This window comes from Thalassotalea sp. PP2-459 (assembly GCF_001913705.1).
Lineage (GTDB): Bacteria > Pseudomonadota > Gammaproteobacteria > Enterobacterales > Alteromonadaceae > Thalassotalea_C > Thalassotalea_C hakodatensis.
The window spans coordinates 1-15,765 of record NZ_MKQD01000061.1 but is presented as its reverse complement, the minus strand read 5'-3'; the positions used below and the strand labels follow the sequence as shown (position 1 = coordinate 15,765).

12 protein-coding genes are annotated in these 15,765 nt (G+C 37.0%); 7 read left to right on the top strand and 5 right to left on the bottom strand.

Annotated features, from left to right (window positions below; translation table 11 throughout):
• Window positions 1–255: 255 nt before the first annotated feature.
• Window positions 256–1,656 carry a M20/M25/M40 family metallo-hydrolase gene (locus BI291_RS14710; RefSeq protein ID WP_074499530.1) on the bottom strand — a complete coding sequence of 467 codons (1,401 nt, stop codon included), beginning with the start codon at window positions 1,654–1,656 and terminating at the stop codon, window positions 256–258.
• 463 nt (window positions 1,657–2,119) lie between these two features.
• On the opposite strand from BI291_RS14710, the gene BI291_RS14705 reads away from it, so the two are divergent.
• From BI291_RS14705 to BI291_RS14695, 3 genes are all read left to right on the top strand, one after another.
• Window positions 2,120–2,626, top strand: coding sequence for an RNA polymerase sigma factor (locus BI291_RS14705; RefSeq protein ID WP_074499529.1), 507 nt, complete (start codon window positions 2,120–2,122; stop codon window positions 2,624–2,626).
• Window position 2,627: 1 nt separating this feature from the next.
• Window positions 2,628–3,281, top strand: coding sequence for a hypothetical protein (locus tag BI291_RS14700; protein ID WP_074499528.1), 654 nt, complete (start codon window positions 2,628–2,630; stop codon window positions 3,279–3,281).
• 267 nt (window positions 3,282–3,548) lie between these two features.
• Entirely contained in the window at window positions 3,549–3,884 is a 336-nt protein-coding gene (locus tag BI291_RS14695; RefSeq protein WP_074499527.1) for a hypothetical protein, read from the top strand.
• A gap of 84 nt (window positions 3,885–3,968) precedes the next feature.
• Here the strand turns inward: BI291_RS14695 and BI291_RS14690 are convergent, their stop codons facing one another.
• From BI291_RS14690 to BI291_RS14680, 3 genes are all read right to left on the bottom strand, one after another.
• Window positions 3,969–4,934: a carbohydrate kinase gene (locus tag BI291_RS14690; protein ID WP_074499526.1), complete on the bottom strand. Its 966-nt coding sequence runs from the start codon at window positions 4,932–4,934 to the stop codon at window positions 3,969–3,971.
• Window positions 4,935–5,003: 69 nt separating this feature from the next.
• A complete protein-coding gene (locus BI291_RS14685) occupies window positions 5,004–7,424 on the bottom strand; it encodes a TonB-dependent receptor (protein WP_074499525.1) in 2,421 nt (806 codons plus the stop codon).
• Between the two features lie 318 nt (window positions 7,425–7,742).
• Window positions 7,743–9,116 (bottom strand): MFS transporter, encoded by a 1,374-nt coding sequence (locus BI291_RS14680; RefSeq protein ID WP_074499524.1) that lies wholly within the window; start codon window positions 9,114–9,116, stop codon window positions 7,743–7,745.
• A gap of 260 nt (window positions 9,117–9,376) precedes the next feature.
• Between BI291_RS14680 and gtfA the strand changes: the two genes are divergently transcribed.
• From gtfA to BI291_RS14655, 4 genes are all read left to right on the top strand, one after another.
• Window positions 9,377–10,852 (top strand): sucrose phosphorylase, encoded by a 1,476-nt coding sequence (gtfA, locus tag BI291_RS14675; protein WP_074499523.1) that lies wholly within the window; start codon window positions 9,377–9,379, stop codon window positions 10,850–10,852.
• A 106-nt stretch (window positions 10,853–10,958) separates the two neighbouring features.
• Window positions 10,959–11,990 carry a LacI family DNA-binding transcriptional regulator gene (locus BI291_RS14670; RefSeq protein ID WP_074499522.1) on the top strand — a complete coding sequence of 344 codons (1,032 nt, stop codon included), beginning with the start codon at window positions 10,959–10,961 and terminating at the stop codon, window positions 11,988–11,990.
• Window positions 11,991–12,637: 647 nt separating this feature from the next.
• Window positions 12,638–13,615 (top strand): DUF1852 domain-containing protein, encoded by a 978-nt coding sequence (locus BI291_RS14660; RefSeq protein WP_074499531.1) that lies wholly within the window; start codon window positions 12,638–12,640, stop codon window positions 13,613–13,615.
• Window positions 13,616–13,652: 37 nt separating this feature from the next.
• The gene (locus BI291_RS14655; protein WP_074499520.1) at window positions 13,653–14,699 is read left to right on the top strand and encodes a methionine synthase; all 1,047 of its coding nucleotides are present in this window, start codon (window positions 13,653–13,655) and stop codon (window positions 14,697–14,699) included.
• Window positions 14,700–14,806: 107 nt separating this feature from the next.
• Here BI291_RS14655 and BI291_RS14650 read toward each other — a convergent pair whose 3' ends face one another.
• Complete coding sequence (locus BI291_RS14650) at window positions 14,807–15,628, bottom strand: sulfite exporter TauE/SafE family protein (protein WP_217693839.1); 822 nt, start codon at window positions 15,626–15,628, stop codon at window positions 14,807–14,809.
• Window positions 15,629–15,765: the final 137 nt, after the last annotated feature.

Sequence of the window (15,765 nt, the reverse complement as noted above, 5' to 3'; positions counted from 1 at the left end):
AAACTCGCCCTTTGGGAGCGTGTTAGAGGCGCGATAATTGCGCAAAACGTGTTTGATGTAGAACAACTATACCTGCACACGTTTCGCTTATTCTTCCACCTCTAACATCGCTCTGAACTGACTTAATCTTTATGCGAATTGGTATAAAAGCGTTTTACCGTGGAGGGTACTTATTTTTAATGTTCGTAAAATGTACTGATGCTAATACTTTTTGTAAGTTAGCGGGCGGCTAAGGTGCCGCCCGCTAACTAAATGTTATGGTTTCAGTTCTACGTCTGAATCGGCAATCAAATATATGCTAGCTGCATATGCTGCAATGTTTTGGGCTAATTCATCAGGGTTAATTTTATCAAGCGTATCGTCTGGTGTATGATGTAAATCAAAGTAATCTCGTCCGTTTTGACTTAAACGAATAGTAGGTACACCTTTAGCGGCAAGCGGGATGATATCTGGGCCGCCACCTGGTACGTTTGAACCTCCTCTAATAATACCCAAAGGTGATAAGATTTTAGCAATATCATCCATTAACAGGGTAGCTTTTGGGTTGACGTTTGACACCAGTTGCCAAATAGTTTGTGCACCGAAATCTGATTCTGTTGCTACTACATGATTTTTCAAATTAGCTTCATGCTGCTTAGCATAGGCAAATGCGCCGAGTAGGCCGACTTCTTCTGCGCCAAACATAACTACTCGAATAGTACGCTTAGGACGTTTGGGAAGTTTAGCAATAAGCGCTGCCGCGGCTGTGGTAATGGCAATACCTGCACCGTCATCTACAGCACCAGTGCCGAGATCCCAACTATCTAAATGGCCACCAATGAGAACTATTTCTTCTGGTTTTTCACTGCCAACTAAGTCTAAAATGACGTTACCACTGCTCACATCACCTTTCCATTTTGATTCTGAATGAAGCGATATCGTTAATGGCTTGTCTAGGTTGTGCAAACGGCGAAGGTGATCAGCATCAGGGTTTGAAATTGCAATCACTGGAATACTTGCCCATTTATCACCATCTGAACTCATCATTCCCGAATGAGGGAAACGGTGTGAATCTGAACCGACTGAGCGAACAACTAAAGCACTTGCACCGCCACGTTCAGCATGTTGCCAGCCTATTCTTCGGCGTTGATTAGCTTGTCCATAACCAGCACCAGTTTGGCTTTTTACCATCATATCGCCATCAACAAAAGCAATTTTACCGTTCAAACTGTTATCTTTCACTGCTTTTAGTGCGTGAATATCTCTAAAATATACAACATCAGCATTAATACTTTCTTTAGTCGGTGCAGCACCACCTAAAGCCGTACCGTATAAATCTTGTTGGTAAGGGGACGTAAGCGATATATGTAAGTGGCCTCTATCCCAGAACGGCATAGTGAACTCTTCAATCCAAGCCTTATCAAAACCTAAATCTTGCCCTAATTTAAGCCCCCAGTCTCTCGCCCGTTTTTCCGCTTCTGAGCCACCTAAGCGAGGGCCAATTTCGGTGGTCAATGAGGTGACTATTTCCATTCCTAAATCGCTTTTGATAGCGGTTTGCATGAGTTGTGTTGCGGTGTGTTTTTGATCATCAGTTATTGGGGATTGTGCCGCCAATAACTGAACACTAAAAATACTTAACACCGCGCCAAAAGTAAGGCGTTTCAATTGTTGCATGAATTCTCCAGTGATCTTGTTATACGTTATGAGTTTGTGAGCGTAATAAATTAATACTACTCTATTTTATCGTTATATTCACAAAAGTCATTCAATGATGAATTAGCTTCATCAGAATTAACGGAGCACACAGCTGTATGGGCCATGCAGGATAAGCCAGTGGTGCATGTTGACTTTAAATTCATTAATATCACTTTTACTAGCTTTCGTTTTATTTTATTTATTTTCTAGTTTATTTATAAAGTTTTTTAAAAATATTTGTGATTTTTTCAGAAAACCTGCGAATAACTAGGTAAGAGAATTATGCGAGTGTTATCTCAGAGCTCGAATGTTTAATATTTATACAGTTTTGGCTTTTTAATAATAAACAGCAAAAGCTAGCTGGGATTAAACATAGTCAAATGGCGATAAGCTATATATGTGAGTTTTTTAATAAGAATAATCGATCGGTAAGTGAGTACCAATGAAAAAAACAAAGAAAACTTTATTTACACAGTCGATGGAGCAACACAAGGGCATCATTTATAAAGTCGTGAATTCATATTGTCAAAACCATGATGACAGGCAAGATCTTGCACAAGAGATTTTAACCACCATTTGGCTAGCTTATGACAAGTACGATAAACAGTATAAGTTCTCTACTTGGATGTATCGAATCGCATTGAATGTCGCGATTTCTTATTACCGTAAAGACAGTAAGCGAGAAGATAAAGCCAATGCTAAAGAAGAATGCATTGTACATATTGCCGACTTATCTCAAGAAGCTGATAAAAGTGAAGAAGTTAAGCAGTTGTATGCCTTTATTGCTCAACTCGATAAGTTAAATAAAGCAATTATGCTGCTCTATTTAGAAAGTGAGTCATACGACAACATAGCGAACAGCTTAGGTATTAGTAAAACTAATGTCGCAACGCGAATAGGTCGAATTAAAGAAATTCTTAAAAATAAATTTGTTACACAGGAGTCTTAATATGAATTTAGATAACGTTAAAGCTGCTTGGCAGCAGCAAAACAATGACACTGGTGTTGCTATTACAATAAATCAAACAATGTTGACTGACATTAAATTAAATAAACAAATGCAACAGCTTAACAATATGAAGTGGATGCGTATTGTTGAGAGCTTAGCATTCTTCTTTATCATTGTTTTATTGTGGCAATATATTGTCACAGACTTTAGTCTGTCAGCACCGAAGATATCGGCTTTTGTTCTAAATGTTTTTGCTATTGTTGGGCTTGCAGGAAATATTGGTCAAATAGTTTTGATTTCACAAGTTGATTACTCAAAACCAGTGAGTGACTTACAGAAAGATATCTACAGTGTTTGTACACATAAACTACAATTAACCAAGTTATTGCTGATGTCTGTGCCTTTTTATATGGCTTATGTTTTTATCGGGTTTGATCTGTTATTGGGAGTGGATTTGTTTCAGCATCTAGAACAGCACATGATTTGGTTTTATTCCTTATCATCAACGCTACTTTTTTTCGTGACAGCATATTTGTTAGCTAAATTAGATTATAAAAATATTTCACTTACTTGGGTTCAAAAGACTATTCAATTTATTGTTGGCGAACGTTTAGTCAATATGGCTCAGTTTATTAATAATATAGAGTCAACATAGTATTTAGCTATTAGGAGTTATGTTCCCAATATTATTTTTTACTAAAATTTAGAAAGGTTATGAGTCGTAACATTGGGATTTTATCAATCAAGCTAACATGATAGAAGAGATAAAATTGTGAAAGAAGTATGTAAAGTCAGGAAAGCCACGGTTATCGGCATGAGTATTTCGATAGTAGGACTAGTTCTGACCGTTTATTTTGCGACACAAATAAGTTTCAGTATTAGGCTGGAAAGTTGGTTCAGTCAAAAATACTGGGTACAATTTATGCCCTTGGTATCGAGCGTATTGTTAACTATTGCAGGTATTCTAGCAATTTTAAAACGACCTAATGCAAACTTCACCTTTGCGTTGTTTGGTCATACAGTTTCAGAACAAATAATGTTTGATTGGCTTGGTTTAACCGATATTGGCTCCTACTTATTGAACTTGATTGGACTTAAAAGCTTTAATTATCCGGATCATGCAATATTATGGCTCTTTGCTTTATCCCTCATATCTCTGTATATCGCGTATAGCAATGTGCTAAAACTAAGACGCGTATCTCTTGGCGAAGCAATAATTGGAATAACAACTGGCGTTGTACTTAGCTTTATTGCCTAAGCATTTAACCTTAGTAAGCTAGGAGCGTTTGGCTACATGGTTTTGTGTCTACCTTTATTGTTATTTCTCAGTTTAATAGGTAAATTATAAAGTATTAAGATCGGTTATTTTAGGTAAAGCTATAAATGCACCTTTCTTTTGGCAGGTAAATGCACCACACTTGGTACCAAATGACACCGCCCTTTTAACGCCATCAATCTGTTTAATAGCATCAAATAACGTTTCAGTGCCTTTATCGTTTTTGACTGAGTGGACTAAATGAAAAAGAAAGCCTGAAATAAAGCTGTCGCCTGCACCGGTTGTGTCAACAGGTGATATTTTAGGCACGTTAATGGTTAAAGACTCTTTAAGAGAAATCGCTTGAACAGCATTTTCTCCATCGGTAATCACAATAAGTTTAGCGCCAAGCGATAAAATATGATCTATATAGCTATTTACATTAACTAGCTTAGCTTGTGCTAAATACTCTGCTTCTTCTCGGCTTAATTTGATTATATCGCTCTGTTTAATACATGCTTCTACGCGCTCAGGTAATAGCGTTAATTCGTGCCAAAGTTGTTGGCGTAAATTAACATCAAAACTGATCAAAACTTGATTTTCTTTCGCACGTTTTAAGGCATAAAGTGTGTCTTCATACAACGACTCTTCAGTTAATGTATTAGAGCAATAGTGAAAAATACCAATGCCTTGCCAGTTAATTTCATTAACTTGTGTTCTTCCGTATTTTGTATCAGCGGTATTATGACGATAAAAGTTAAAGGTTCTTTCCCCTGAATTATCTAAACTAACCAAAACTAAGGCGGTATTTGCATCTTTAACTCTTTTAACGAAAGTAGTATTAACGCCTTCATGCTCTAGTTGTTTCATAAGCATGCTACCAAAACAATCTTCACTAATACCGCCAGCAAAGTAACTTGGCGCGCCTAATTTAGCGAAAGCAACCGCAACATTTGCAGGTGCACCTCCGGCTAATGGAGTATATGCGAGGGTGTTGGAAGAAGAGGGTAAAAAATCTACCAGCACTTCGCCATAACTGAGTAAAGAAAGCATAAATTTACCTTTGAAAAAAAAGCCCAAATAGATGGGCTTTGTTACTATTAAATTGGCTTAAATAGAGGATTAAAAATCGTACTTAAGTGTAATACTACTCGTTCTACCGTTGATGGTTCTTGCTCTGATAATACCGCTTGTAGGAATATTGCCTTCTTCAGCTTCGGTAATACCTGTAGTGTCGAACAAGTTGTTTACATTTAGTGCAATACTGAATGAGTCAGATAAATAGTATTGAGCGAATGCATTTACTTGTGTATACCCATCAAATTTAAGAATATCTGCAGTACTTTGATCTCCACCATCTTGAGCATAAGCTTCAGTTGTGCCTATTAAACTGATACCTGCTGAACCTTGATCAAAGTTATAGCGTGTTGTCAGTGAGTAAACAAAATCAGCTTGTCTTCTTGGTGTATTACCTACAGAGCCAGGGTTTAACGCATCTTTAGTGATTTCAGCATTAGTCCAAGTCACGTTACCTCGGATGTCAAAATTTCCAATGTAATAGGCACTTTCTAATTCAAGACCATATGACTCATAGACTCGGTCAAAGAATTTTTGACTTGTCGCCTCAAAGTTTTGCTCTTGTGTTTCGGCAAAGAAAGCAGTAGCAAATACAGATAATTTATCTTGACGATACTTAAGACCAGCTTCAAATTGATCAACTTCATCAACAGCATCTTCTTCAGTAACAGAACCGTCGGCTGCTATTTTTCCAAATGCTAACCGGTCAGCATTGGCTGTACCACCATGACTTAATCGACCAAAAACAGCCAAATCTTCATCTACCATGTAGTTAGCGCCCACAGAGTATGATGTGTAACTCCAGTCGTAATTAACAATAGATGGTGAGGCATTATTTACAGAAGAAACACTCATTTCAGGTACTGAGATAACGCCATCACTATTCATATCAATTTGTGATTGTACTGCACCGGCATAGGTTCCTGAAGCTTCACCGCTGTCATGACGAACACTGGCGTCAACAGTAAAGTCACCAAAAGTAGAGTTTATGGCTATATATGGTGCAGTAACATCATATTGAAGATCATAGTTACGTGTACAACAATTTCCCCAAGCCGGCACGCCATAAGCAATTAAGCCATTGTCAGAGTAACTAGTACCATCAGCCGCAGAAACATTGATAAGTGCAGCATTATCACCTTTTACATCTGATAAATATGAGTTCCAAAGCCATGATTGTTCAATATTTTGCAATGACTTGTAATAACCAAACGTGATATTGGTATCGCCAATCGTTTTTAATATTTTTAAATCATTAACCAGGAAGTCTAAATTGCTCATTTCAACATCAAAGGTATGAATGCGCATTAAGTTTGCGCCATTATACTTATCACCTTGAGAAGGGCCGTTAGCGTAGGTTAATGTCGCACCTTCACCTGCTAAACTATCAGCAAGCGTTTGACTATCTTGAATACTTTCAGGAAATGGCGAGGTAAAGCTTCCCTTGGTGCGCGATGTTCTAAATCTATTCTCAATTGACCAGTCATTACCTAGGTCAAATATTGCTTCTACGCCAACAGAATCAACCTGAGGGTTCATACCATCACGCATATCTGAACGACGACGGTTACCGTTACCATCTGTTGTTAATAATGAAGTAAAGTATGCTGAATGAGGTGTGTCAGTTGAGGGATCAAAATTACCTACAGAGCCACCACTAACTGTTGAAGGCATAGGTAAATAGGCAATCGTTTTATCATCTAAATGTTTGTAGTAAAGCCTTACATAACCATCACTAAACTCTTTAGTGATGTTAGCTTTAATTTGTCCACCTTGGTTGCCTGTATACCCCGAATCTCTTGGGCCTTCGCCTTGACGATAGAAGCCACCAATATGGAAATACATGCTGTCGTTCAGTTCACCACCAAATTCAAAATCAGTTCGGGTATGGTCGTAATCTACCCCGATTGTTGTAGCAACACTACCTGAGTCAGACTCACCGGTTTTACTAATAATATTAATAATACCACCGGGTGAGTTTGTTGCTAAAGTTGACGCAGAGCCACCACGAATAGACTCTATTAACGCCATTGTGCTGTCCAATCTAAGAAATATGTCTGCATTACCAAATGCAATATCACCAAACTGTAAAAGTGGTAAACCATCTTCCTGCAACTGTAAGAACTTAGCACCACCAGCAGCTACTGGTAAACCACGTACAGCAATATTTGCATTACCTTCACCCCCAGAAGATTCAGAACGGATACCAGGGATTGATCTAAATGCTTCTGCTGTCGTTCTTGGTGTTGTAACCTCTATTTGATCTGCAGATAAACTACTTACAGAAACACTTGATGCCATTACAGTAGCGCCTTTACCTGCAGCCCCCGTGACCAATATTCTTTCAAAATCAAGGCCTTTTTTTTCTACCGCCTCTTCAGCATTTGTTTCTGCTGCATTTAAGTTAGAACATATGGCCATCGCTAATGTGCTTAATAATAATTTTGTAGATGTAACTTTTTTCATATTCTCACCCCGTATTCCTAAAGTTTTTATAATTATCTAGTCATAACTTTAAATCAACTTAATCGATTAAGTTAATGTTAGGTTGGGTTGTGGTGATTTTGCAAGTTTTTTTTTAATGTAACTGTACTATTTCAACTAATTTTTTGAAAATTATAGGGATTTAATTTTCAAATTAAGAATAGGAATGTTATCTAAACGGTCCAAATTTTTTAAAGCTATTAGATAAAGGTTAAAAAAACCGTCATGATTTTTATGTAAATCATGACGGAATAATAGGAGTATTCGTTATATGGATTTATGAGAGGTGGGTGCCGAGCGTTAAATACGACGCTTAGCTAAATCACTTTCAATTGTAGCAAGTAATTGACGATCTATCTTATAAAATAATATTAATATTGCGCCCGATAAAAAGAATATGGCAGGTAAAAGATTAAACATAAATCGTATACCTTCAATTGATTCAGGCGACTGGTTTTGATTGGCAATAAAGCCAAAATAAGCAAGGATAAACCCCGGTAATGCACCTCCGATTGCAGACCCCAGCTTTAACGAAAACATTGAAGCTGAAACAGTTAAACCTGCGCTGTTACATCCAGTTTTCCATTCCCCATATTCTACACAATCTGTATACATAGTGAATAATAGCGTAATCGCTATACCGAAAGTAACGATGCCTAATGTGTGAACAACAACTGTCAGTGTAAGATTGTCTGGAGATATTGTGAACCCGAAGAGTAACAATATTGCATGGATTAAGTTTATGCCGAACATTAACCTGTGCTTTTCAACATGCTTCACTAAAAAAGGGGTGATAAGCGCGCCAAATAATTGTCCTAGTAAACCACATGAAATTATCAACGTGGTTTGATCCATCCATAAGAAAATATTTACGCCATCGTCACCCATGTAATATTTGGTGTAATAGGCGATTGAGGCAAAACGTGCTACCAAACCAACAACAATGAAAATACCGGTACAAACTAATATTAACCAAGATTTATTAGACAATAAAGCAGACAAATCTTCTTTTATGCTGGCATCATGATTTTTAGGTATAACCCTTTCTTTAGTTACTGCAAAGGTATACCAAAAAACTGCAACTGAGAGTATTGCAAATATTATGATTGTTAAACGAAAACCAAGCAGTTCGTCACCCCCCCCTAAAAATTCAACTAGAGGCTTAGCTGAAGCACCAACAACTAAAGAACCAGCTGAAGCAAAAATAAACCTAAACTGAGCAGCCTTTGTACGTTCTCTTGATTCAGGGTGAATAACGGCCATCAATCCTGAATATGGAACATTGATTGCTGTGTAAGCTAGCATCACTAAAGAGTATGATACATACGCAAAAATTAATTTTCCGGTATCACCAAATTCAGGACCTAAAAATAAAAGGTAACCTAATAACGCATAAGGGATTGCTACCCATAGTAAATAGGGACGATACTTCCCCCATTTAGTAGAAGTTCTATCAGCTAATAACCCCATGGCAGGATCACTGATCGCATCGATAAACTTTGTCACTAATAACATGGTCGCTGCTGCGGCAGCAGAAATACCGTAAACATCCGTGTAATAATAAAGAAGAAATAGTGAAAAAAATCCCATGTAGAAGTTTGAAGCCATATCGCCAACGCCATAACCCACTTTTTCTTTAAACGATAATGGTGCAGTGTAAGGTGCTTTTGTCATTTTATTATTCCTCGGGCTACGTATTTAACTGCGCATGAACCAAATAGTATCAATGCTGTCTATTTTTTTACATTTAAAATAAGAAAGGTTATGTTTTTACTTCGAAAAAACTAAATAAGTTAATGCACTATTAAGTGCACACTCTATAGTCCCTTTCTTAACAACTTAAAATAACTAAAATTCTTCTTGATTAAATTATTAATGTATATAAACATATATCTTAATCGATTAAGAATCAACTAAGAATTTATGGCAAATTTATGAAAAATAATGTTCAACTAATTACCTACATTGATAGGTTGACTGGCTCAGATACTCAGTCGTTAAATAAAATTTTAAATTGTCAGCTTGCAAATTTATTTTCAGGTATACATTTATTGCCTTTTTATTATCCAATCGATGGTAGTGATGCTGGCTTCGACCCAATAGACCATACTCAAGTTGATAGTCGGTTAGGTGATTGGAATGATATTAAAATATTAGGAGAAGGGCATGAGCTAATGGCTGATCTTATTGTGAATCATATGTCAGCTCAATCTATGGAATTTAAAGATGTATTAGCCAAAGGAAAAGAATCTCCTTTTTGGGATCTATTCTTAACTAAGGACAAGATATTTCCTGATGGATTAAGTGAAGAGCAGCGAAAGAAAATTTATCGTCCAAGACCAGGTAGTTGTTTTACTCGTTTTTCATTACCAAATAATGAAAGTGCTGATTTTTGGACAACTTTCACAGACAACCAAATAGATATAGATGTTACATCTACATCAGGCAAAGAATACTTAACGCGTATCTTAAACACGTTCGCAGAGAATAATATTAAAATTATCCGTTTAGATGCTGCGGGTTATGCGCTGAAAAAAGCAGGAACTAGTTGTTTCATGCTTGATGAAACATTTGATTTTATTGATGATCTGAGTAAGACAGCACATGAATTAGGTATTGAGACGCTAGTAGAAATTCATTCTTATTATCAAACTCAAATAGAAATAGCTAAGCGTGTTGATCGAGTTTATGATTTTGCCTTACCACCTTTGGTTTTACATAGTCTTTTTACTAAAGACTTTACCGCATTAACTAAGTGGTTAACAATTTCACCCAAAAATTGTATTACTGTTTTAGACACTCATGATGGAATTGGTATCATTGATGTTGGTCCTATGAATAGTAAAGCAGGATTACTTACTAATGACCAAATAGATGAACTCGTTGAAACCATTCATAGAAATAGTGCAGGTGAAAGTAAAAAAGCGACAGGGGCAGCGGCAAGCAATGTTGATTTATATCAGGTAAATTGTACCTTCTACGATGCACTAGAGCAAAATGATTTTAATTATTTAGTCGCTAGAGCTATTCAGTTCTTTTCTCCTGGAATCCCTCAAGTTTATTATGCTGGTTTATTAGCTGAAAAAAATGCGATGGAATTATTGACAACAACTAATGTGGGTAGAGACATTAACCGTCCTTATCTTAATAAAATGGCTATTGAAAAATCGTTAAATAAGCCTTTTACTAGAGCACTTGTTCGCCTTATTCAAATACGTAATAGTTGTGACGCATTTGATGGAGATTTTACTGTTAAAAGTGATCATTCAACTTTGAAAATGAGCTGGAATAATAATGAGCATAGTGCATATTTATTAGTCAATCTAATAGAAGAAAGTGCATTAATTGAGGTTAAAGAAGGCCAAAAAACACGAACTATTTGCCTAAATAATTTGCTCAATAAAGTTTAAAAAGTTGTGCTTTATAGCATTAAAGTTAGAAATGAATAGGCGTATACTACGATTCATTATATGAAAACGAAATAGTTAATTCCTATAAAAATTATAAAAGGTACATATGACTGATAAAAAGGTGTGGACGCTAAAAAGCGTTGCAAAAGAGCTTGGCGTTTCGAATGCAACTGTTTCAAATGCTTTTAACCGTCCTGATCAACTTTCGAAAGTAAGGCGGGAAAATATTCTTGCTTCATGTGAAAAGTTGGGGTATTCGGGCCCTAATAAGGCTGCTCAGTCATTGAGAAAGGGACAATTTAATATTGTCGCTTTAGTGTTACCAGACAGTGTTGAATATATGATAACAGATCCTGTAGCAAGTAAGTTTGTCAAAGGCGTTTCGTCAGTTTTAGAAAAATCCAAAGTGAATTTATTATTGTTCTCTGGTTCATCAGATAATATTAATGCTGTTTCAGACTTTGTAGATGGCTTTATTTGTTATGGTAGGCCTCGAAACGCCAAATTGATTAATCAATTAAAAACAACTTCAAAAAAAGTTGTGACGGCAGATTTTGACATAGAGCGCAGTGCTTCAGTTGGTATTGATAATGAGCAAGCTGCTTATGAGGTAGCTAAACTGGCTATTAATTCAAAAGATGATTCTATTGCTATTTTAGGGTTAAGGCTACTTGACTCAGATGTGACTTGTCGCGTATATGATTTACCAAATACAAACTTTCAAGGTTCTGTTACTCATCAACGTTTAAATGGTTATAAAAGGGCTATTAAAGAGTTAAGTGTAGATCTCAGACCTGATAGGGTCTGGAATATTCCCAAAAGTACGCATCAAACAGCTCTAAATGCTGTCAGGGAAGCGCTCACCTCCAACCCTCGTCCAAATGTTTTACTTTGTATGAGTGATCTAATTGCGTTGGCAGCTATTAAAGAAATTAATTCAATGGGGCTTACAATTCCTGACGATATTAGAATAACTGGTTTTGATGGTATTGATGAAGCGCTGCGTTCAAACCCTACAATTACAACTGTTCATCAAAATAGTGAAAAAAAGGGGACGAAGGCTGCAGAGCTTTTTATTAATAGAGCAACTGACTCTGTAATAATCCCCTTTCATATTGAGCATGGTAGAAGCTGTTAATCTATATATCTTAAAGATTGATTCTTGGTAATAATAACTTTTAGAATTCAAATTGTAAGTGTGCGATTAGGATAAAAAGTCATAAGTTATTCTTATACCAATTCGCATAAATATTCGCTCATTCAGCGAGAATTAAACGCTTTAGAGGCGCGATAATTGCGCAAAACGTGTTTGATGTAGAACAACTATACCTGCACACGTTTCGCTTATTCTCCCACCTCTGACATCGCTCTGAACTGACTTAATCTTTATGCGAATTGGTATAATTGCTGCATTTTTGGACATGGCATATTGAATGAAAATGGTGAAAAACTTATTACAGTGGCTACCACAACAATACTGGCAATAGCACATTGGTAAAACTTTAAACGCTGCCTTGAAAATAGCTGCGACCATTAACGTGATTTCTTTGAATCTTTTATAGAGTTGTAAACCATAGTGATGAATTTTATTCATGTATTTATGAGAAAATACCATTTTTATTCATAGTAAGACGCACGTATAAATCACATATGAGCTTAGCGCTACCAACATTGACAGGGTTACCTAAGTAATGATGGATATTCCACGATGTAGACAACTTCGGGAAGCGTATCAAGCAAGCAGTTTGTTTTGGTTTATTACAGGAAATGGGTTATCAAATCACCATGAGTAAAGATTTTACATTTAACATAAAGAATATTTGTCTTGATGAAAATTATCATCCCTCAGACAGTACACGTATTACAACCAACTTTGCTAATCTGGCAAGAGGTGAAAGCCGCCAGCAAAATTTACGTAACGCGTTGAAGATGATCAATAATAGCTTTAATGCGTTGGCATTTTGGGATAATCCAAAAGCAGATCGTTACTCGGTCGAGCTTGACATTATTTCAATCGATATGGATATCAACGGTGATGGCGACGCATTTCCATCCATTGAAATTCTGAAAACTAATATCGTTGATCATAAAACGGATGAACGTATTGAAGGAATCGTAGGTAATAACTTTTCTTCTTATGTGCGCGATTATGATTTTAGTGTATTGCTTGGTGAGCATAATAAAGGACAATCACAATTTAGTGTTCCTGAAAATTTTGGTGAATTACACGGCAAACTTTTTCAATATTTTGTTCATTCAAATGCTTATAAGCAGCACTTTAAAAAGTTGCCTGTTATTTGTTTAAGTGTATCTGATAATAAAACCTACTACCGTACAGACAATCAACATCCGGTTTTGGGTGTTGAATATCAGCCAAACGAGTCCTCATTAACTGAGCAATACTTCAAAAAGATGGGCTTGCAGGTGCGATATTTTATGCCACCTAATAGTGTCGCACCGTTAGCGTTTTATTTTTTTGGTGACTTGCTTAACGACTACAGCAACCTTGAACTAATAAGCACTATTAGCACAATGGAAACGTTTCAAAAGATTTATCGACCTGAAATTTATAATGCCAATGCCGTTGCGGGAAATTGCTATCAACCAAACTTAAATAACGTAGATCATTCACTTACCCAAATAGTGTATGACCGAGAAGAACGCAGTGAGTTAGCAATAAAGCAAGGTAAGTTTGCTGAAGAGAATTTTATTAAGCCTTATCAAACCGTACTTGAGCAGTGGTCTGCTAAATACGCACTTTAATTGATTTTAGCGACACAAAAGGTAAAGCAGTACTATTATGAACAATACTAACGTTAACACATTATTACCCACGTCTACGGCTGGCAGTTTACCTAAACCGTCATGGCTTGCAGAACCTGAGGCGCTTTGGTCTCCTTGGAAGCTACAAGGTAAAGCTTTAATTGACGGTAAATGTGATGCACTACGAGTGTCATTGCATGAGCAGCAACAGGCGGGAATTGACATTGTTAGTGATGGCGAACAAACGCGTCAACATTTTGTGACTACCTTTATTGAACATCTTAATGGCGTAGATTTTGAAAACCGTAAAACGGTTAAGATACGTGATCGTTATAATGCGAGCGTACCTACGGTTATTGGTCCAGTTTCACGTACTAAATCAGTTTTTGTGGAGGATGCAAAGACACTACGAGCACAAACTAATCAACCGATAAAGTGGGCGCTACCAGGCCCTATGACAATGATCGACACCTTGTTTGATGACCACTACAAAAGCCGTGAAAAGCTGGCATGGGAATTTGCTAAAATTCTGAATGAAGAAGCCAGAGAGTTAGAGGCTGCTGGGGTTGATATTATTCAATTTGATGAACCTGCTTTTAATGTGTTTTTTGATGAAGTGAACAAATGGGGAATTGCGTGTTTAGAAAGAGCAATTCAAGGTTTAAAATGTGAAACAGCAGTTCATATTTGTTATGGCTACGGTATTAAGGCCAACACCGATTGGAAGAAAACATTGGGCTCGGAATGGCGACAATACGAAGCGATATTTCCACGATTGCAAGAATCGAAGATCGATATTATTTCGTTAGAATGCCATAACTCTCATGTGCCAATTGAGCTGCTTGAATTGATCCGCGGTAAAAAAGTTATGGTAGGGGCAATTGATGTCGCCACGAATACCATTGAAACACCGGAACAAGTCGCTGATACGTTAAGAAAGGCATTACAATATGTTGATGCAGACAAGCTTTACCCATGCACAAACTGTGGTATGGCACCTTTATCACGAGAAATTGCACGCGGTAAATTGAATGCGTTAAGTGCAGGAGCAGCGATAGTTCGTCAAGAAATCGTTAACCTATAAAATTAACATAGTTGTATTTTAATACCTTCAGTAAATTGGCGAGTATTGAATAGGTTTATTGGTTTGATGCGTATGTATCAAACCAATATTAAAAAATAAAAGTGCCTTTATAAAAAAAGCTGCGCTAGCATTCTTAAACCCGTTATGAGTAATACAATGGCAAAGACCTTTTTTAGTTTTACTGCATCTAATTTTGCTGCAAAAGCTGCTCCAATAGGGGCAAACAAGACCGTTAATGGCACAATAAAAATAAACCCAATTAGGTTAACTAAACCATAAGTACCAACAGGTGCGTCAGTTGGTGTGCTACCTAGAGTAAGCATGGTTATCGCGCCAGGTAGCGAAATGATTAACCCAATTGCTGCTGCAGTGCCAACAGCTTTGTGAGCGGGATAGTTAAAAAAGGTAAGCAATGGTACTGAAATCGTGCCGCCGCCAATGCCCACCATCGCACTGAAAAAGCCGATAGATGTGCCCATGACGGTTTGTCCTACGGTATTAGGTAATGCTTTATATATCGTTGATTTACCTGTTCTAAACAACATATTAAGTGCTGACATTGTTGCTATCAAGCCAAATAATAAGGTTAATATGGTGCCATCTACGCGAGTGACTAGCCAACTGCCCACTAACACACCTACAAGAATACAAACTGACCAGCGCTTTAATAGCACCACATCAACGTTACCTTGTCGATGATGAGAACGAATTGAGCTAATTGAAGTGGGCACGATGGTAGCTAAAGATGTTGCGGTAGCAACGAGCATTGCAGATTCAGCAGAAACACCAAGGCTTTGAAATAAAAAATAAAGTACTGGCACAATCACTATGCCGCCACCTACACCTAACAAACCTGCTAACATTCCAGCGAATATGCCGGTGGCAACCAATGCTGAAAATGTAGGGATATTATTCAATATAAACTCAATGTAATTCATTAGTAACTGCTCTAATGTATAAGTGAAGGGGGATTAGAGCGTGTTGATCTTTCATGTTTACTTTTGCCGCAATTTGTTTGGTATTTATACAAGGCAACACTTGCGCTGTGTAGTTCTTCTACTCCAGT